Below are 19,953 nucleotides of genomic sequence, written 5' to 3'. Positions count from 1 at the left end.
TCGCGTCGTCTCAGTAAAGCCTACGAACGACTGACTCGCATCGACGAAGCTTGGATTTACATCGCCATGACTCGCATCATGGTGAATCGTTTGGCTTGACGCGATAATTTCCAAACAGCTTCTTAGAGATGGAAAAGAAAAACACCAAACGCATCAATATAGGCGATTTGTTAGGTCAATCGGCCTGTTTTAGTGATGATGGAAGTTTTGGCAAAAGTGAGTATGCCTTCAAATTTAATTTACCGGCAATGTATGATTTATGTCGGGTTTTAAATTTATATACGCCCATGCTGGAACAATTAAAAAAGCCTGGATTGGCCTCCGATATATTAAACGACCGTATTAATTCAGAAGAGTTAAAAGATAAACTATACAAAACTCAATTTGTCTTTGACGAGCCAAGTAAAACAGTTTTGGGCTTAGTAGGCGTGTCTTATGTAGGTTACAGTAATCAAGATTTTTTGGATGATGTCTGTTTTAGTTTGTCAGGCAAGAAACAAAAATCCTGGATGCCAAACTTTGGTGAATTTGATTTTTCAACCTCTTACTCTATCAATACGCATCTTAGTCTTAGGCTAAAGAATGAGTCTAAGAAGGGAGTTGTTAAGGGAAAAGGCGGGGAAGCAGACGATATCAGTATTTTAGGGCTTCAGATTTCTAATTCAATGGCCGGTGGTAAAGCGCTACGAATGGCCTATTTTGTCAAACGTATGGTTTGTGCAAACGGTTTAATCTTACCGGTGGGTGGAACACAAGCAAGGTTAATTCATGCTGGTCAAAGAAAAAACTTCAACAAGCGATTAGCTGAAAAAATGGCTGAGGTAATTGGTTCGCTCGGGACAGTGAAGAAAACCCTTGAAGCACTTGGGGATATTGAGTTTAGCCCTGAAAAATTAGCTAAACAATTCGACGATTTAAAAAAATTGTACAGCATCATTCCTGGTAAAGATTTGGAACAATTAGGTTCTGATAAACTAAAACATCTTACTGGAGACCTCAAGCAATTTGATAAAGGTGAGAGGGAGCACCAGCGGAATATAAAGTTGATTGCTGAAATTCCTAATTTGATAGGCGGGGAACATTCGGACAGGGTTTTTAAGAGCCAATATCGCGATAACGCTACTATGTTTGATTTCATCAATGTTTTTACTGAAGAAGCGAAGAAGTGCTGCGAGCCAAGCAAACGTATTCAGATTGAAAAAAGCACTGGTGAGTTTGCTGATTTTATTGCCAAAAATAAACAGAGTTTTGCCTGATTGTAAAACGAGGTGGGTACAGAATTGTGCGACAACAAACGGGACATACACAACCAAAGTCACCGATTTAGCTGCTAACCATGCGGCTTTTTTGTAGCTGAAATTCAGGCAAGTATTGCGGGTGTTTTTTTCCAAGTGCGACAAAATTGCGACATTTTTTAGTCAGGCATAAAAAAAGGACTTGGTAAAAAACCTAAGTCCTTGATTTTCTTGGTGCCTCGAGCCGGAGTCGAACCGGCACAGTGTTACCACCGAGGGATTTTAAGTCCCTTGCGTCTACCAATTTCGCCACCGAGGCATGGATAATAGAGATAAGGTAAATATTATAAGGCAACAAAAAAAATAAACTAGTGTTTAATCGCATAAGTTATAGATTCATTACCTTAAGATTCGAATTTATACTTGTCAAAATGGACTATAAACCGACATTTAGGAGTTAGCTATTTAAAATTTCAAGGGCTGGAGCAATAAGAATGATATTTATAGTTTGAAACCTTGACTTTTCATTTAGGCCAATCTTATGGAGTAGCATTTGGTGAAGTGTCAACCTGTATGCTCACACATCATTAGGCCGCTTTAAACTGCAATTCATAGCCAACAGGCGATACATGGTTTGGCGTAATGCCAACATTCCCGATTGTAAAGACTTCGATATTCGAATATTGCATGCTTTGCTTGTGCTCTATTTTGATGACGTCGATGATAAACCAACTTTGTTTTCAAGCTAGGAAAAAAGTTTTCGGGCACAGCCCTGACTTTCCCAGTTCAGATAGCACAAACCGCATTCTTCATTCCTGCAACACGCGTAAAGATCATATCTGCTGTAGCGCTGCAAGCAACACTGAATTCTCTGGTAGATTTACCTTCAGATATCCGGCGGAGTCAGCGACTCCGCTTCTGGCATGTTTCACAGCTGATCCTCTAAATTCAGGAGTCTGAATTAACAATTTTTCCTGGCTCATGAGTTCACTCTTAACTTTTAACAATGTAAAGGTAGCCGATAGGTATGACAGCGCATTTGATAATCTCTCACGGTATTTATAGAACGTTTATTTGTCACCATTGTCAGGCAAATAACCATGCTTACATTAAAGGCCTCCACCTTATTACCGGCGGCACAGCGATAGCAACACCTACTCGGCCCGATATTTTCAGCATCTGCTCGAGACCTTGGCCTGGGAACTTGCATCCCTCCAGATAGCTGGAACTCTGGTACAGTTGCGTGAATATTTTTAAAATGATTAAATACCGTTAGAAGTAATTGTTCCGGGCGCTGGAAAGCTAGCGTTTGGATGGCCGTGTAAAAGGCAGGGTGAAATTCTACAATAGATCATTCCAGGGGACGGCTTAAGTTAGGAGGTTCAAGGTTTGGGCCTGTGAAACCGTTTGCCGATGCCATTTAAGAACTACTGCGCCATTATGACGTCTTTTGCCTGGCGAGAATCAGTTCATGGTTTTTGATCGCCACGGGTTTGCAGGGCAAGCTGATAGACACGGGTCAATTGAACTCTATCATCTTGCACAGTAGCTCTGCAGCAGCGAGCAATTTCCGCATATAGCAAGGTTTCCCCTAAAAAACCAGCTCATTGCCGCGATCTCAGGTTATGTTCAGCTACAGAAACCCGGTGCTAGGATGTCGCTTTTTGCTATAGTTTACCTCGTCTCTTGTTCAGCAACACTAGCGCTTCGTAAAGGAGTGCATTTATGCCGGGCACGACGCATTTAAACCGAAAATTTAAGGCGCTTGTCAATGCGTAATCCTTATATATCCAAGTCCTAACTGCTATTAAAATCTTTGGAGTTTTACATTGAAACAGCTTGATTGTTGGCCGCAAAAAAGGCATGCCGTACTTCTTGCAATGCTATTAATCCTATTTGGTTTTGGCGCAACTGCGAGTGCAGAATATATAATCGGGGCGGATGATGCCCTGCAAATCAAAGTCTACGGTTATGAAGACTTGACAACTGAAACAAGAGTTTCTGCAGAAGGACGCATTACATTTCCACTCATAGGAGAAGTAGTTTTAGGTGGAGACTCAACCTTCGCAGCTGAACGTAAAATATCGAGGTTATTAAGTGAAGGCGGATTTATCCAGAACGCTCAAGTCAGTGTGACTATTTCAGAATACAAGAGCCAGCAAATTCCGGTACTGGGCTACGTTAATAAACCCGGACTTTATCCCCTGGAATCTCAAAGTACAGTAATTGATGCTATTGCCATGGCGGAGGGTATTACTCCCCTGGGTGAGGAGCGGGCAATTATTACACGTCATAGAGATGGCAAAACCATAAAACAAGAAGTTGACTTACATAATACCTTAGAAAATTCGGAAACAAATGCATTATTCCCTATTGAAAAAGGTGATGTAATTTATATTCCCAAAGCACCCGTATTCTATATTTATGGTGAAGTGCAACATCCTGGTGCTTATCGTCTTGAACCAAACATGACAGTAGCACAGGCGCTGTCTTTGAGTGGGGGCTTAACTTTGCGAGGCACCTTGCGGGGTATTGTTATCGAACGTCGAGATAGCAGCGGAAAATCCGAAACAGTGGAGGTTCAATTAACTGATGTTGTGCTAAAAGACAATGTTGTGGTCGTTGACGAACGGTTATTCTAAATAATTTGAGGTAAAATGCATGAGTTTGCAGCAACTTTTTATCATTCTTTGGTGCCGTAAGATATTAATAATAGCTTGTCTGTCAGTGACTGTTGTTACTGCACTGATTGCCAGTTTATTGATGGCAAAGCAATATGTGGCCACAACTACGCTGGTTTTGGATCAGCGCGGTATCGACCCCATTACAGGATCTGTATTGCCTACGCCGTTACTGACAGGATATATGGCAACGCAAATGGATGTGATAAAAAGTCATAATGTTGCATTAAAAGTGGTTAATGCATTGAAGTTGGCAGAAAATAAACAAACGCAAACAGCTTTTGAAGAAAGCAAACAATCCGGCGATATACGGGATTGGCTTGCAGATTCACTGTTGCAGAAACTAGAGGTAATACCCTCAAAAGAAAGCAGCATTATCCATATTACATTTTCTGCAAAGGACCCTGAACTGTCAGCCCGGACAGTCAATGCATTTGCTCAGGCTTATATCCAAACCACTGTCGAGCTAAAAGTCCAGCCTGCCAAACAAAACGCCGACTGGTTTGAAATCCAATTAGCCTCTTTGCGTCAGCAAATGGAAGACGCCTATGAGAAGTTATCCGCTTTTCAGCAAGAGCATGGCATTGTTATGACTAAGGACAGTGATCACCTGGATCTGGAAGATGCGCGCTTGTCAGAAATAGCTAGACAGCTCGTTGAAAGCCAAGGCCGTACTTATGAACTTATTTCCCGAAAGAATCAGTTAGCGGAAGCTTTGGCGGGTAAGGAGTCATTTGAATCGTTACAAGAAATATTGACCAATTCTTTTGTGCAGCAACTGAAGGCGGATCTCGCTCGTGCTGAAGCGAAATTTGCCGAACTGGCCGAGCGTGTTGACAGAAAGCATCCCGAGTATCTTCAAGCGCAAGCTGAAGTAACCAGCTTGAGGAAAAAAATTAAATCTGAAATTAGCACTGTCCTGAATGGTATTTCCAGTAGTGTAGCTGCTTCCAAGCAACATGATAATAGTCTTGCTGCTAGCCTGGCTGAGCAAAAATCCAAAGTTCTAGAGCTTAAAAAACAGCACGATCAAATTGCTGTTCTTGACCGGCAGGTAGAAAATACGCGAAAAGCTTATGATACCGCGATGCAACGTGCTGTTCAGACACGTATGGAAAGCGAAACAAACCAAACTAACATTGCTTTATTAAATCCTGCACTGCCACCCAAATATGCAAGCAAACCTAATGTAAAGTTAAACCTTTTATTATCAGCTATTTTGGGATTTATATTAGGCACCGGAATTGCATTAATTATCGAGTTGTTTGATCGGCGTATACGCTCTGCAACTGATATAACCGAAAGCTTGGGTTTGCCGGTTTTTGGCATTGTACAATCTCCACAGCAACATAAAAAACTGCTTGGGCCGTGGCGCCTGGCAAAAGGAGCTTTGTCTTGAAACCGGTGACAATCGGCGGGTTGTTGCTCGATGCCGGCAAAATTACCCCTGCTGATGCAGAAAGAATATTGCGATTGCAAAAAGACCATGGTTTGCTTTTTGGCGATGCGGGAAAAGTCCTGGGACTTCTCACCGATGAGGATATTCAGCAAGCATTATCGCAACAGTTTGATTTTCCTTTTCTGATAAATTCTGACGCCAAGGCATTAGATGCCGAGTTAGTTAGCGCTTATCAACCCTTTAGCCAGCAAGTAGAAACTTTACGCGTAATACGTAGCCAGCTAATGCTGCGCTGGTTTAGCGATAATCGCAAAGCCTTGACTATTGTGAGTTATGCTAATGGAGAAGGTCGTAGTTATTTTGTGGCCAATCTGGCGATTGTATTTTCCCAATTGGGGGAGCGAACATTATTAATTGATGCGGATATGCGTCAGCCGCGCCAGCACTTGCTTTTCAATATTCAGGACAAACAGGGATTATCTGATATATTAGCCGGGCGTGCGGATAGTTCCGTTATTGCAAACGTACCTGAGCTTCGAGGTTTGTCGGTATTGCCGGCCGGAACAATTCCTCCAAATCCGCTGGAACTTATAAGTCGCGGAATAGCGGACTGGCTGGAGCAGTTTGCTTTGGAATATGATGTGATTTTAGTGGATACGCCTGCGGGTTCTCAAGGTTCCGATGCGCAACTTTTAACAATCAAATCAGGCGGAGCACTGCTGCTGGCCCGGCAACATCAGTCCAGGCTGGCTGACCTGGAAATAATGAAAAATTTACTTGAAGGCTCAGGTGGCGCTTGCGTTGGAGCAGTAATTAATGCTTTTTAAATTCAGTATAAGTTGTGCTTGAATAAAGTAATGATTGAAAAAACTTAATTCTCTTATTAGAGACGGCAGTATTACTAACAGCATAATGGGATTGAATAGGTTGATGTTTAGGTACTCCAGGTCTATTGATTATGAAGTTACAGGATACAATGCGGCAAAAGCAATTATACAAAACATGTCCCGAGCGATGAGTTATTCGGCAATTATGGGCGGGTTTTGTTTATCGATAAGCCAAAACACTTTCGCAACTTCAACAGCCGATGACACTTTCAGACCTTATATAGGAACAACCCTTACCTATGACAGTAACCTGTTACGCCTGGCAGATGTTATCACTCCTGAACAGGCAGCAGGAAAAAATACCAAAAGCGACTTTATTAAACGGATCAGGGGTGGAATTGACATAGATTGGCGAATAAGTCGACAGCAAATATTAGCAAAACTAGAAGTTAACCAGAACTGGTTTCAAACTTTTTCTGAACTTGATTACTTGGGCCACACGGTAGAGGGCCAATGGAATTGGCAGATAGGAAGCGATCTTAATGGTGTAATCAGATACAGTAATAATGTTTCGGTCGGCTCCTTTGGGCAGTTAAATCAACTCGTCAAAAACATAATGACCCTAGAGCAATATGGAGCCACTGGGGCTTATCAAATTTTTCCAAGCTGGTTTTTGCGCGCTGGAGTTCTACGGAATAATATTCTCTTTTCAGAGGAATTATTAAAAATCAGTAACCTCCAGGAAAACACCGGAGATTTTGGCGTACGCTATGTTAGCCCTGGCAATAATATGCTAGGGCTTCGGATGTTACTAACAGAGGGCAGCTTTCTAAATCGAAGAGTTTCAGCAAGAGTTGATAATGCCTACAGGCGAACCAGCTATCAGATGGAATGGAACTGGAATTACAGCGTTAAAACGCAGGTTGACGGATATATAGGTTACACTCAGCAGAAATTTGACCACCTCAACTCACTTGATTTTGCTGACTTTATAGGGCGTGCCAACATTAATTGGCAAATAACCGGAAAAACTATGTTAAATCTCTCAGGTTGGAGAGAAATTGGACAAGCAAATGATATAAATGCCACCTTTGTACAAAGGCATGGGCTTCTACTGAAGCCTAGCTGGTTGACTACTCCAAAAATAACATTGGAGCTGCCAATCTCATACGAACAGCAAGACTACCTCGGCGATTCCGGGTTTTCCCCGAATAAACCAGCCCAGGCTCGAGTAGATAAATTATCTAGAATTGGAATGAATTTGATTTACAAACCGCTTGAAAATACCAAAGTCTCTTTATTTATTCAGCATGAAGAGCGTAAATCAACCAATCTTCGGAGTAATTATGAATCGCAGTCTGCAGGAATTAATATGCAGGTGGCGTTCTGATTGCGTCCCGTAATGGACCGATTGATAATCAATTTCTAACGGGCGCCGGTATTGTTTAATTTTAGTGATAAATAATTAATTAACACAGAACTGGATTCTGCCATGTTATAAACTAGCAAGTGGTTTAAACCAAAGAGACATAGACAAGAAATAACCAGCTTTTCAGCATAGGCATCTAAATATGTGGTTTACTGATACCCTGTCTGTATTTTTAGAGTTATTATCATGTGCTTATATAAAAAATATCTATTACACCTGCTTTCAAAAAGTCGCGTTTGGACTGGATTATTCGGATGATTGCAGTCTTCATCGTCCCCTATATAAATCCGCCTGGTTCACAAACTTTGACTGATAATAATTAATTCCTATATGTTGTTTTATGAGTTAGCCGCAGGGCAATCTACCAGAAATCATCTTTTTATTTTTGATAATGAGTGAATAACAATACAATTATTATACGAGCAAGAGCTCCTCTAAGACTTGGTTTGGCCGGCGGCGGTACCGATGTGTCGCCGTACTCCGATGAGTTTGGCGGGCTTGTTCTGAATGTAACAATTGACAAGTATGCCTACGCGACCATCGTAAGACGAATGGATGGTCATGTGGAGTTAATAGCTGCCGATAATAATAATAGATGGCTCGGCAAGATGTCAGCGCAACTGGCAAGGGCGCCAGGACTGGATCTGCATGTAGGCGTATATAACCGCATCATCAGGGACTTTAATAATAACAAGCCGCTATCGCTTTCCATCATTACCCACTCTGAAGCGCCTCCTGGCTCAGGATTAGGCTCCTCTTCTACAATGGTAGTCGCCTTGGTGCAGGCATTCTGCGAATTACTGTCCTTACCGTTAGGTGAATACGAAATTGCACAGCTTGCCTATCAAATCGAACGTAACGATTTAGGTTTAACCGGGGGTAAACAAGACCAGTATGCGGCAACATTCGGGGGCCTGAATTTCATGGAATTTTATAAAGACCGAGTGATTGTCAATCCGCTCCGAATTAAAGCGCATATAAAAGCTGAACTTGAGTCGTCATTGGTACTCTTCTATACGGGGGTCTCCAGAGAATCTGCAAAAATTATTGACGAACAGACCAGTAATGTGAAAACCGGTCAGCAAAAATCTCTTGATGCCCTGCATGCCGTAAGAGCTGAAGCGCAAAGCATGAAAGAAGCCATTCTAAAGGCAGACTTCGAAGCATTTGCCAAGTCAATGCAGCTAGGCTGGGCATCCAAGAAAAACATGGCCGATAGCATTACTAACCCGATGATCGACGAGATATACAATGCTGCGATTGCAGCCGGCGCCTATTCCGGTAAAGTTTCCGGAGCGGGCGGAGGCGGCTTTATGATGTTTTTTGTTGACCCTTCGCAGCGCCCTTACGTCATGCGTGCGCTTGCCAAGTTTAACGGCCAGGTGTCAACCTGTAACTTTACTGATACCGGCACTCAGTCATGGAGAAAAGGTTGAGAACATTTATTAGGGCAGAGGTAGAGAAATCGGTCAGCGTATTCTCCAGCATTCATGCTAATGAGAAATTGCTGGCTAATGTAGAGGTCTGTGTAGAAGAAATTTGCCTGGCACTGAAGAACAAGAACAAGGTTTTACTGGCGGGTAACGGGGGCAGCGCCGCAGATGCTCAACATATCGCCGGTGAATTTGTCAGCCGTTTTAATTATGACAGACCGGGCCTGGCGGCATTCGCGCTGACCGTAGATACGTCTATCCTGACCGCTATCGGTAATGATTACGGCTACGAGAAACTTTTTGCCAGACAGCTGCAAGCGGTCGGTCTTCCAGGCGATATTTTCTGGGCATACTCCACTTCAGGCAAGTCACCTAACGTCATTGCTGCTATGGAAACCGCAAAACAGCTGGGTTTAAAGGTAATAGGATTCACTGGAGCAAATGGCTGGAGCAGACCTGGGCTTTGTGACTTTGCGATTGAAATTCCTTCTGCTGAAACACCCAAGGTTCAGGAAGGGCACTTGCTTCTTGGGCACATCATCTGCGGCCTTGTAGAACTTAAAATCTTCCCTCGCACATGATGAGGCCTATACTTATTCTGGCTGGCGGTTTTGGCACGCGCCTGAAAAGCGTCGTGCCCGATTTACCCAAAACCCTTGCTGACATCCACGGCAAGCCATTCCTGTGGTGGCTGTTGCGTCAACTGGAAAATGAAGGGGCGAAAGACATATATCTCTCGGTTGGCTATCTTCATGAGCATATTCAGAGTTTCTTTGGCTCCAAATTTAATCAGGTCAACCTGCACTATATTATTGAAGCGGAGCCCCTTGGAACCGGCGGGGCGATTCTGAATGCCTGCCAGCAAATCCCAGAACAAGAGATGGTAATTCTAAATGGCGATACACTGGCCATGATAAACCTCCGCCAGTTCATCGAGTTTGCATCTGACTATTCATCCAGATTGTTTATGGCGGTTGCCAAGGTGAATGATTCTGGACGTTACGGCACTATCCTCCTCAACGACAATCAACAGATTACCGGTTTTGCTGAAAAAGGGAAAATGGGCCCAGGATTAATCAATGCAGGCGTCTACCTGCTCGATAAATCCCTGTTTAATGCTTTTGATTTACCGCAAAAATTCTCTTTCGAGACAGACCTGCTGGCTAAGCATATCCATCAGCTTGATCTTATTGCTTACGATCAGGTCGCTGACTTTATCGACATTGGCATTCCCGAGGACTATGCAATTGCCCAGCAGAAGATTCCGGCAATGGTAAATTAAAGTATGACGAAATATCCGGCGCTTTTTCTGGACCGGGATGGCGTCATTAATATCGATAAAGGCTATGTTCACAACAAGGAAAACTGTGAATTTATTAATGGGATATTTGACTTGGTCAAGCGCGCCAATCAACATTCCTACAAAGTGGTCGTAGTCACCAACCAGGCAGGTATTGCACGAGGCTTCTATACAGAAGAACAGTTTCTTGGTTTTAGCGAGTGGATGAAAAATGAATTTAGCAATCATCAGGCATTCATCGATAAAATCTATTTCTGCCCTCACCATCCTGTCTATGGCCAAGGCATTTATCACGTTAGCTGCAATTGCCGAAAGCCAGCCCCGGGGATGTTCCAGCAAGCTCAGGAAGAATTTGATATTGATATGTCAAAATCGATCATGGTAGGTAATAACCTGTCTGACATTGAAGCTGCCTGTGCAGTTGATGTGAAACATAGATATCTTTTTATTGAGAGCAAGGAAAAGCATATACTGGAAAGTGATCAAGCTCAGGAAGACCCCTTACTTTTCAGAGCAATAACCTCACTGGATCAGGTGAATTTCCTAAGCGCCTAACCCCTTTTATTCCATTCGTTCCATACCAGTTTTGGAAAAACAAAAGCATCGTTCAGATATCGTTTCGTGAGTCTTTTAGGTTCAGTCGCCATTCTGTAAAACCATTCAATGCCGATACGACTCATCCATTTTGGTGCGCGCGGTTTCTTTCCGGCAAGAAAATCGATCGTTGCTCCAGCGCAAATCGCTACTTTCACTGCTAACTTGTCGGCATAATGGTTTACCCAAGTGGCCTGCTTCGGGGCACCAAGCCCAATGACCAGAAATTCAGCACCGGAAATGCTGATCAATTCACAGATACGCTCACATTCATCAGGGCTATTCTCAAAACCGAATGGCGGACTATAAAAACCGGTAATCGTTACCTGCTGATACGCCTGTTCAATTTTACCTGCAGCCAGCTCAGCAATGCCGGGCATCGCCCCCAATAAAAACACCTTGAGCTCATGTTGTGCTTCATCGTGAAAGCGCTGAAATATAGCAGGCACCAAATCACTACCTGTGACAGTGCCGGGAATCTTTTCGCCAAACATTCTGGCAGCCCACACCACTGGCTTACCATCAACCACCACCATTGACGCCTGCTGAAATGCATCCCGATAGCCCTGATGCTTGCTTAACAAAACAACACAGTTAACATTGGGCGTAACTATATATTTACAGTCGTGTTCAGGGGCCTTTATCCACCCACTCACATAATCAACTGCTTCATTCATGGTAAGAGGATTGATCGTGATACCAAAGATATTGATTTTTTTATCAATTATGTTTGCCATAGTCAGTAAATTTTAGTTTCAATTTAAAAATGTTCAAAGATCTCTCTTGGAGCGTATCCACTCGGATTGTCGTTTGAATATAAATCTTACATACAAGGGGATTTTCACAAGCATATAAATTGGCGCCCTCGACAACAATGAAAACGATAAAATTGATCGGCCAAATTTAAACCAGGCGAAAATGACCGCTAGACCCACCATCAGTAGATCAATAATAGCCAAAGCCCATGGAAATAACTGTTGCGTCATCACCCCAAAAATTACGCTCAAGCCGCTTAACGTGATAATCATCAGAATGAGTAACGCCAATGGCGGCACACACATATCCAACGCGAGAGCCAGCAGCTTTACATTCGCATGCCTGAAGCCCTGCCATATCAAGCGCGGGCCTTCTTTGACAATCATTCCGATATGGCCATGCTCCCAGCGGGTACGCTGGGTCTTGATGCCTTCATCGTTGGCAGGGAATCGGCTCGTAATCAGGGCATTCGGGCAGAATCTGGGCGCGAGGTTCAGTCTGGCCAGATCCACACCTAATTTCATATCTTCTGCAATGTGGCCGCTAGCAAGGTCAACCTGCCTAAGCGCCTCCCAGGGAAATGACATGCCCGAGCCCATCAGTTGACAGGGCAGCCCTAAGCGATGAAAGCCCAAGGGCCTGGCCCGGTTCTTAACAGTCCAGGCAAACTCCGCAATACGGATCTTAAGCGGAGCCTCAGGCGTGGTATACATAAGATACAAGCCTTGTATGGGGCATTGATAATGCAACGCATCATTGACCAGTATCGAGATTGTGTCTTTTCCCAGCAAGCAATCCGCATCCAGAATCACCACAACCTCAGGCGGGTTTGATGATAAATGCTGAATCCCGAAATCCAGAGCATAGCCTTTTCCTCGTTTTGTATCGTTGAATCGCTCAATGACTTCAACGCCATAACTTCTTGCGACTTCAGCAGTATCGTCATTACAGTTATCCGCAACGACCAGCACTTCGGCATTTGACCATAGCTGCCCGTTAATCGATAACAACGTGGGTGAAATACTGGTTGATTCATTGTGCGCCGGAATCAATATCACCACTGAAGGCTGGTCTTTGGCCTTGTGAGGCTTTCCTGTATAGGGCAGCAATGAAAGTACGATCTGTGCAAAAAGAGTAATGACTGGCACCGAGAGGGTGATGACAACAAAACAAAAAATGATCTCAACAAAGCTCAGCATCATGCCTGCCAATCCTCATGCCCTGAGATTTCGTCCCGGAATAACTGCGCCAGTTTTTTCGCCTCCTTATCGACGGAATGCCGTTCAATCACCCGTGCATAGGCGGATTCACCCATTTGCTGTATTTTCTGGTTAGATAATTTAAGCAACTTCTCAAGCGCATCTGCAAGGGCATATACATCACCGGCAGGAAAGAGATAACCGTTTTCCCCGGTAATCACCAGTTCAGGAATAGCGGCGATATAAGTACTGATTACTGGCCTTCTCAACGCCATTGCCTCCATAATTACCACCGGCAACCCTTCCGCAAAACTGGGCAGCACCAATGCCTTGGAACTTAAAATCTCATCGCGCACCTGGTCGCTACTTATCCAGCCGGTAATGCGCACTTTCTGCTCAAGTCCATAGCTTTTGATCTGCGCCTCCAACTCTGCACGCATATCCCCATCGCCGCCCAGCACCAGCTCAAAATCAACAGCTTTTTTTGCCAGGATATTCACTGCATCTATCAACAATAGCTGACCTTTCTGCTCACATAACCTGCCAATGCATACCAGCTTTGGCCTGGCGGAAAGCGGTACTGGTGCGATATCGTGAAAAGTCCCTTCAATACCGCAATGTACTTCTTTTACTTTTGACCATTGCGGATATTTGATCCAGCGGAAAATCTGGCTGCGACAATACGATGAAATGGCAACCACAAAGGTAGAGGCTTCAATTTTCTCGGCCAGCTTGATGAACTCGGGCTTGTCGAATTCTTCGGGCCCATGCACGGTAAAGCTATAGGGTGGGCCGCCTAAAGAACGAACCAGCAAGGCTACCTCCGTGGCATTGGCGCCAAAATGCACATGCATATGCTGCGCCTTGCTGTTTTTAAGCCATACCAGAATCTGGCATGCTTCTGCCAGATACACCAGATGATAAGGCCAGTATCTATCGGCCCTGATACCCATTTTTATAGCCACTGACAAGGTTTTTAAGAACCTCACGGGGGAATTAAAGAATACCTTGAACACAGCGGGCAGCAAGCCAGAAACGCCTTTTTTCAGGGCATATCGGGTTTTATCACGCTCCTGAAGATCCACTGCATCCACCAGTTCACCATCCCATCCACGTATGGAAATACGCTCTACTTCAACACCTTCAACCTCAAGCGCGAGTATTTCTCTTCTGATAAAACTATGGCTTACCTTTGGGTATTGGCTGACGAGGTAGGCTATCCTAATGTTGTTCAAGGTATAGCGCCCTTGGCCCGCGCTCTGGCGCCATTTTCCCTAATTGTTCCAGAGCCGACAGGTGAACTGGGAACGGATTCACGATAGTGTATATAATCCGGGAGGTAAGCGCCGTCAGTCGTAATGTAATCGCGGCCAAACACGCTGATATGCGGCTTTCTTCCAGAGATTGACTGCAGCAATAATGAGATTAGATATGTCCCCGGTTTATGACGCTCGTCAAATAGCTTTGAACAAGCGGCTCTATCTGCATAAAAATAATGCAGGCATATCAACTTAAGGCGGTAGGCACGCTCATAATCAGTCAGCACCCCAAAGGTAAGACATCCATCTGCATTACCTAACAGGTCAATTAGAGAGATATAAACCACGCTTTTGATCCAGCCTAAATTTTTCCATAAAATTATCTGTCTCAAATGGTTCCTGACTATATAAGTCAGCCAAGCCAATACAATACTCGCTATAACAGCCATAACCCCGTACTTTCTGGGCACCTGTCTCATTTGAACATGAAGAAACGAAAGTAATGGCCAGTGCCATAAGTAAATTGGATAACTTATTACACCAATAAAAACGGTCAAGGGATTGGATAAAACAAATTTATTGAACAAACTTTCTTTACCGGCAGCTAAAATCAGCAAGCTGCCATCACTGGCATTAATGCCCACTAACCCGGAAAGGCATTGGATCAATTTAGCAAAACCATTGAAAGCATCATCAATAACACCCCAAGAAAAGCACTTGCATTTTTCATCAGCTTGTCATGGCGAGGCTCTATGCTGCAGAAGAAGAACCCTTTAGTTTAAGAAATTGAAAAAAAGGAGTTAACTCTTGCTAATATATCATGCAATTTTGATGATAGTTTTTTACCTACGCCTATGGCTTTTTGCTCATAGTAATAAGTAGAAATATGGGCGCAAATAAACAATATTAAAAGCAGCAAAGGCCGTTTACTGTATTTTTCCACAATGTCGCCGCTTCCCAGCCAACTAGATACGAGTAATGGGTGAATTACATAAAGAGCAAATGAAACTGAAGCGATATAAAACAGGATTCGATTTTCGAGAAATTTTGCAAATCGTGTATCCTGGTTAAATAAGGTTGTACCAATAAGCAGGGCTGCCAAATATGGCCGAAAGTAATTCATGAATCCGCCATCAGAATGACACGCGATTAATAACAGTGGCAATACAAATAGGTAATTCACTCGCGACATCCTATCTATTATTTTTAAGCCGAATTGGCGATCATATATCAGCGCCAATATGCTGCCAGCCAATATCTCATCAATCCGGAAATGCGTGATGACTGAATCGTGCATTCCTGCATAAACACGCCACAATGTGATGCCGATACAAATGGCCGGAATAAACAATAAACCTCTCTTATTAAACAATGCAATCAGTAGAGCAGCACCTATATAAAAGTGCATCTCTACACAAAGGCTCCAGATATGATCTGTGACAGGAATGAGCGGTTTGGGCGGGTAGTTCGCGTAAAAGAATATATGAGCCAGCCACGCATCTCTACTGACTGGGTGTAATAGTAGTACGATTAAAATGTAAAGCCAGGCCAATGGCAAAATTCTGAAAAGACGTCGAATTAAAAAATCCAGAATTCCGGAACGGTTCAGTAGGAAATGAGTGACCAAAAAACCGGATAATGTAAAAAACAGTGACATCCCCAATAATCCCGCTGCAACATTCAGATGCAGGGTTTTAGGGCCTATGGGCAACAGATGGCAGGCTAACACAACAAGAATACTGATACCTCGCCATCCGTCCAGCACACCAAACCTAGACTCAGCACTCATAAAAATTTTCTCTCGACATAACTATCTAAATAGTAAAAAATTTTCTTTTCCTCCTAAGAAAACTAAAAAGTAAATTTTAATTATTTAAATAGTATTTTAGCTGGTATTCCAACGGCAGTTGCATTATCAGGAACATTTTGCAGCACCACTGACATTGCGCCTATTTTACAATTATTCCCAATACGAATATCTCCCAGAATTTGCGCGTACGCACCAATATCCACATTGTCTCCAATAACTGGCGCAAGTTGATCTTCCCCTCTGTTTCCAATTGTAACGCCTTGCCTAAGAGTACAATTTGAACCTATGATAGTATTTGAATGGATAAATATCCCTCCAAAATGCCATATTCTCAAGCCAGGTCCAATAAGCGCCGATTTGGGTATGCTAATTGTTGTCAGAGTTTCAACGATGCGAAATAAAACCCAGTACACTTCGGTTTGTAATTTTTTGATTACCCCATTCTTTCGATAATCAACTCTTCGACCAAAGCGGTAAATCCATATGGCCCATATCGATTGCTCTTTTAAGAACGGCCTTTTTGTCGCGTATCTGGCTAGGTCTGCATCCCAAAAAGGATCTTTTCTCATTTTCTAATTAAGGCGGGTAGTTTTGATTTGATTATGTTTTATTTTTTTTTAATATATCCTGAAAATACTTAAACCACAGCAATACTGATACCAAAGTGTGAGGCAAGTCTAGGTGTTGTTGACTATTTCATTCTCAATACGCTTTTTATCGTAATACGCAATGGAATATGTGGCCCCTATAATAAACCAGAAATACCAGTTAAAAGCCAAATAACTCAACAAATTGTCTGAGTAAGCAATTAAAGCATATTGGCATAACAGCATAATCGCCAAGAATATCATTAGCTTATTAGTTTTATAAAATTTGGCCAAATAATATGCAACACTTCCGAATAACCATATAAATGAAAGCAAACCTATGGCGCCTGTATCAAAAAATAACTGCACATAAACATTATGGGCACCTCTTTGTATGCCACCCGCAAGCGGGAAAAAAACTAATGAATAGTGCATAAAAGCCTCAACGCCATAACCTAAAAAATAATGGCTCGGCTTCATCCAGTTTAATCCAGACTCCCATATGTACTTGCGCCATGCATAAGAATTCAAGGTGCCATAAGTAACGACCTCATTGCCTTGAGTCAAATCGACTATGCGATCGCGAACCTCTGGAATGAAGAACGCGGCAATAGGTGAAACAATTACTAACACAAGATATCTGCGTTCGTATAGCAACCCATATAAGGCAAAGAAGGCAAAGCATGCCGCCCACGCACTGCGTGTTTTTGTAAACAGCAGAAGGACAATCATCATGATGATATATAACGGCAACATCCTTTTAAAGGCCGAGGGGATATAGACAACCCTGGATTTAATAAAATAAAAACTAAGGGTCATAATCAAAAGCAAATAAAAAGCCAAAATATTTGGGTGAGTAAAAGTACTCGCAACCCGCATGCCACCATCTGCCGAGACTACACCGCCGGTAGCATAATCAAAAAAACCGTAAAACACGGGAATAAGTGATGAAATCAGCAACACACGCATCCATCGGCCATAATCTGCTTGCGTCTTCACCAAAAATATGCCCAAGGTAAACATGGCTGTATTTGAAAGTTGCTGCAAGTACATTTTAATTGCAGACATAAACTCAGGTGCGAAGCCAACCGTGACTAACAGAACTACCAGGAACGGAGCCCAGATCTTGATTAAAAATGAACGTAATTCGAAGTCTTTTTGAAAAATTGCTATGGCTGCAATGATAATAACAAGGGCGTTTAATATGGCACCAACACTAAAACTACCCATTTTCGTTTTATCCAGAACAGGATCAAGCACAGGGCGAAACATTAATATCAACATAAACAGCAGATAACGATCAAGAACAAACAATAGCCCAATGATCATGACCGCAGGCAGAGCCATTAACAGAGAAGGCTTCTCTCCAGAAACACCCACAAACCCCACCGAAAAAAGCCCGCAAAGCACTGCAGCTAAAATAACTACAAAGTCTAGTATACTGAATGACCCCAACTTTTTTTTCATTTAAGTTATGCTCAGTACATTGTATTCAAAGAGTATAAGTTCTCATATAATCTAAGATGCGCCAAGATATAAGAACGAGAATTTTGAACCACAGAATTGTTTCTTCACTATAGGAAGAGAGTATTTCCGGTCCACTACTAAATCCATCAAAGCCGCCCAAATAGGGTTGTTATTGTAAGCAAATATTCTGCTGCTTATATCAAGGAACTTGTCAATCGAGTACTTTAACAATTTTCAAAAAGAATACACTATACGGTGGCACACCATTAATTTATTTAATTTAAGTAAAAGTATAGGGGGACTTATTGTCCAGGCAATTTAATAGCGAATCCAGGATGGAGTTATCTCCTACAGCGGCTTGGCACTGTTCCGTTGTTTTGTTGCTGAAGCATGTTGTCATTCACCAAAATGATCCACTATCTTTGCTCTTCGCCTTCCCTTGTCTTATAGACGTGGTCCGGCGTTTTATAGCCTAATGCCTGATGATTCACTTAACGTTGCAGAAGAGAAAATACTTGACCTGACCACTAAAAGTTCCGGTGGGGCATAGTTTTGAATAGATAGCCTTGTCCTTCTCCTCCACTGTGGATAATGATGTGTGTACCGTTTGATGATCACTATTTGCTAGCAAGCGTTAAGGATAGGCTGGATTGATGCTGTAGGCTGCACAGATTGTTGTTGCAGATCGTTAAGTAATTCCTTTACATATTTATTGCATTTTCCACAGTCTCCGCCGACACCCAGGCATTGAAATAATTGCCTGCGCGTACAAGCGCCCTTATCAATGGCGTTTTTTATTTGGGTATCGGTGACTGCTTTGCAAACACATACATACATAATAGTGAAATACCTCCTAAATAATGATAATAAGTTTATACAAATGATAACAATTCTCATTACAAAAATAAAGGATAATATTTTAACTCCTCAACTAACGATTCAATATAAAGGGTTCAGGCTTATTATTGGTAGAGTTGCTTTAAGTGTTCACTGTCAGATATAAAAAATCCATTGCTGAAGCAATTTAAGATTGTTGCGTTAGTTTTTAAGGATTTAAATACAAGTTTGAAGACATCGTGCCGGAGACAGGGATCCCGAATTTGGCAGAATACCGGGTTGATGATAACTGATAATATCGTTAATAATATGGCTAGTTGCTCTAATTAACAGGCGCTAGTTCAAAAATAATTATTTCTGCAGAGTCTTCGCCGATGTTTTCAACCGACAATAGTGAGCCGGATTCCCAAAATACCTCGCCGGCACAGTAGACATTGGTTTTTCCGTTTTCGACGACTTTCAGTTTGCCCTTGACAATATAACGAGGTCCGGGACCCTGGTGAGTATGCCAGGGGGTTTTAAAGGCGGAAGGAAAGGTGACCCTTATTAGTTTGGCATTAACCCTATTACCGGGAAGCTCAACCTTATTTTCCAATAATATTGTTCTGTCGAGCGCCGGTTTTTCCTCAGCTGAAACAGCCTCTGCGCCAATAGAGAAGAGTGCTGTCAAGGTTATGCAAAAATATCCTGTTATTTTCATAAGTTGTGTTCTGAACATTGCCTTCTCCGTACGGATTATGGTCTAAAAATCACGGCGACATGCACTAAACTGCAGGGGTTTAAAGCTACAGTTTATGGTGTGGAGTTGCCTGCTTCAAATAAATTCCACAGCGATTCCCGCTTCCGGCTCAACCCGTTTAACTACCACCGGCTTGGGTAGGGCGTTGTCAATTTCCAGAACCACAACCTCCATGACGTCTCCTACGGACGGCGCAATCCTGAATGAGCCTATTACAAATAAACCACTGTCAGACAAGTCCCTGGTATAGGCGATTATAGATTCATTGGCACTGACGCTGCGAGACAGGAGTCGAGTAGTCCCCAGAAGCGATAGGGCATGTGTTTTCACGGAGCGTTTTTTGCGTAGTGAAAATGCAGGCTTTACGAAATCGCGTCGAGTCATATAGGGACTCCTCCCCA

General features: G+C 42.8%; 20 protein-coding genes and 1 tRNA gene. 9 read left to right on the top strand and 12 right to left on the bottom strand.

Going from position 1 to position 19,953, the window contains the following annotated elements:
• Nucleotides 1-128: 128 nt before the first annotated feature.
• Complete coding sequence (locus HUX64_RS16490) at nt 129-1,256, top strand: hypothetical protein (RefSeq protein WP_174627305.1); 1,128 nt, start codon at nt 129-131, stop codon at nt 1,254-1,256.
• Nucleotides 1,257-1,467: 211 nt separating this feature from the next.
• Here HUX64_RS16490 and HUX64_RS16485 read toward each other — a convergent pair.
• Nucleotides 1,468-1,554: transfer RNA gene (locus tag HUX64_RS16485), tRNA-Leu, on the bottom strand.
• Between the two features lie 290 nt (nt 1,555-1,844).
• Entirely contained in the window at nt 1,845-2,003 is a 159-nt protein-coding gene (locus HUX64_RS20540; protein ID WP_174627304.1) for an IS3 family transposase, read from the bottom strand.
• A 1,061-nt stretch (nt 2,004-3,064) separates the two neighbouring features.
• On the opposite strand from HUX64_RS20540, the gene epsE reads away from it, so the two are divergent.
• From epsE to gmhB, 8 genes are all read left to right on the top strand, one after another.
• Nucleotides 3,065-3,877 carry a polysaccharide export protein EpsE gene (epsE, locus tag HUX64_RS16475; RefSeq protein WP_174627303.1) on the top strand — a complete coding sequence of 271 codons (813 nt, stop codon included), beginning with the start codon at nt 3,065-3,067 and terminating at the stop codon, nt 3,875-3,877.
• A 19-nt stretch (nt 3,878-3,896) separates the two neighbouring features.
• The gene (epsF, locus tag HUX64_RS16470; protein WP_174627302.1) at nt 3,897-5,315 is read left to right on the top strand and encodes a chain length determinant protein EpsF; all 1,419 of its coding nucleotides are present in this window, start codon (nt 3,897-3,899) and stop codon (nt 5,313-5,315) included.
• 5 nt (nt 5,316-5,320) lie between these two features.
• Nucleotides 5,321-6,142 (top strand): chain length determinant protein tyrosine kinase EpsG, encoded by an 822-nt coding sequence (gene epsG, locus HUX64_RS16465; protein ID WP_246247086.1) that lies wholly within the window; start codon nt 5,321-5,323, stop codon nt 6,140-6,142.
• 34 nt (nt 6,143-6,176) lie between these two features.
• The gene (gene epsL, locus HUX64_RS16460) at nt 6,177-7,532 is read left to right on the top strand and encodes an XrtB/PEP-CTERM-associated polysaccharide biosynthesis outer membrane protein EpsL (protein ID WP_174627300.1); all 1,356 of its coding nucleotides are present in this window, start codon (nt 6,177-6,179) and stop codon (nt 7,530-7,532) included.
• 434 nt (nt 7,533-7,966) lie between these two features.
• Nucleotides 7,967-9,007: a GHMP family kinase ATP-binding protein gene (locus HUX64_RS16455; RefSeq protein WP_246247085.1), complete on the top strand. Its 1,041-nt coding sequence runs from the start codon at nt 7,967-7,969 to the stop codon at nt 9,005-9,007.
• On the top strand, nt 9,004-9,585 hold the full coding sequence (locus HUX64_RS16450; protein ID WP_281355346.1) for a D-sedoheptulose-7-phosphate isomerase: 582 nt from the start codon (nt 9,004-9,006) through the stop codon (nt 9,583-9,585). The genes HUX64_RS16455 and HUX64_RS16450 overlap by 4 nt, the downstream gene beginning before the upstream one ends.
• Nucleotides 9,582-10,286, top strand: coding sequence for a nucleotidyltransferase family protein (locus HUX64_RS16445; RefSeq protein WP_174627298.1), 705 nt, complete (start codon nt 9,582-9,584; stop codon nt 10,284-10,286). The genes HUX64_RS16450 and HUX64_RS16445 overlap by 4 nt, the downstream gene beginning before the upstream one ends.
• Before the next feature lie 3 nt (nt 10,287-10,289).
• Complete coding sequence (gmhB, locus tag HUX64_RS16440) at nt 10,290-10,859, top strand: D-glycero-beta-D-manno-heptose 1,7-bisphosphate 7-phosphatase (RefSeq protein WP_174627297.1); 570 nt, start codon at nt 10,290-10,292, stop codon at nt 10,857-10,859.
• Here the strand turns inward: gmhB and HUX64_RS16435 are convergent.
• The 10 genes from HUX64_RS16435 to HUX64_RS16390 all read right to left on the bottom strand — a co-directional run.
• Entirely contained in the window at nt 10,856-11,635 is a 780-nt protein-coding gene (locus HUX64_RS16435; RefSeq protein ID WP_174627296.1) for a WecB/TagA/CpsF family glycosyltransferase, read from the bottom strand. The genes gmhB and HUX64_RS16435 overlap by 4 nt on opposite strands.
• 33 nt (nt 11,636-11,668) lie before the next feature.
• Nucleotides 11,669-12,856: a glycosyltransferase family 2 protein gene (locus tag HUX64_RS16430; RefSeq protein WP_246247083.1), complete on the bottom strand. Its 1,188-nt coding sequence runs from the start codon at nt 12,854-12,856 to the stop codon at nt 11,669-11,671.
• Nucleotides 12,853-14,088 (bottom strand): glycosyltransferase family 4 protein, encoded by a 1,236-nt coding sequence (locus HUX64_RS16425; RefSeq protein ID WP_217426581.1) that lies wholly within the window; start codon nt 14,086-14,088, stop codon nt 12,853-12,855. Before HUX64_RS16425 ends, HUX64_RS16430 begins: the two co-directional genes overlap by 4 nt.
• The gene (locus tag HUX64_RS16420; RefSeq protein WP_174627295.1) at nt 14,085-14,561 is read right to left on the bottom strand and encodes a Rossmann-fold NAD(P)-binding domain-containing protein; all 477 of its coding nucleotides are present in this window, start codon (nt 14,559-14,561) and stop codon (nt 14,085-14,087) included. Before HUX64_RS16420 ends, HUX64_RS16425 begins: the two co-directional genes overlap by 4 nt.
• Nucleotides 14,562-14,890: 329 nt before the next feature.
• A complete protein-coding gene (locus HUX64_RS16415; protein WP_174627294.1) occupies nt 14,891-15,901 on the bottom strand; it encodes an acyltransferase family protein in 1,011 nt (336 codons plus the stop codon).
• An 80-nt stretch (nt 15,902-15,981) separates the two neighbouring features.
• Nucleotides 15,982-16,491: a serine O-acetyltransferase gene (locus tag HUX64_RS16410; protein ID WP_174627293.1), complete on the bottom strand. Its 510-nt coding sequence runs from the start codon at nt 16,489-16,491 to the stop codon at nt 15,982-15,984.
• A 108-nt stretch (nt 16,492-16,599) separates the two neighbouring features.
• A complete protein-coding gene (locus HUX64_RS16405) occupies nt 16,600-17,976 on the bottom strand; it encodes an O-antigen ligase family protein (RefSeq protein ID WP_174627292.1) in 1,377 nt (458 codons plus the stop codon).
• Between the two features lie 624 nt (nt 17,977-18,600).
• Entirely contained in the window at nt 18,601-18,813 is a 213-nt protein-coding gene (locus HUX64_RS16400; RefSeq protein WP_174627291.1) for a (2Fe-2S)-binding protein, read from the bottom strand.
• A gap of 322 nt (nt 18,814-19,135) precedes the next feature.
• On the bottom strand, nt 19,136-19,531 hold the full coding sequence (locus HUX64_RS16395; protein WP_174627290.1) for a cupin domain-containing protein: 396 nt from the start codon (nt 19,529-19,531) through the stop codon (nt 19,136-19,138).
• 96 nt (nt 19,532-19,627) lie between these two features.
• Nucleotides 19,628-19,953 (bottom strand): hypothetical protein (locus tag HUX64_RS16390; protein ID WP_217426580.1); only part of this gene is annotated, 326 nt, incomplete at its 5' end.

This window comes from Candidatus Methylobacter favarea (assembly GCF_902806695.1).
GTDB lineage: Bacteria > Pseudomonadota > Gammaproteobacteria > Methylococcales > Methylomonadaceae > Methylobacter_B > Methylobacter_B favarea.
This window is presented reverse-complemented; position numbering and strand designations above follow the sequence as displayed.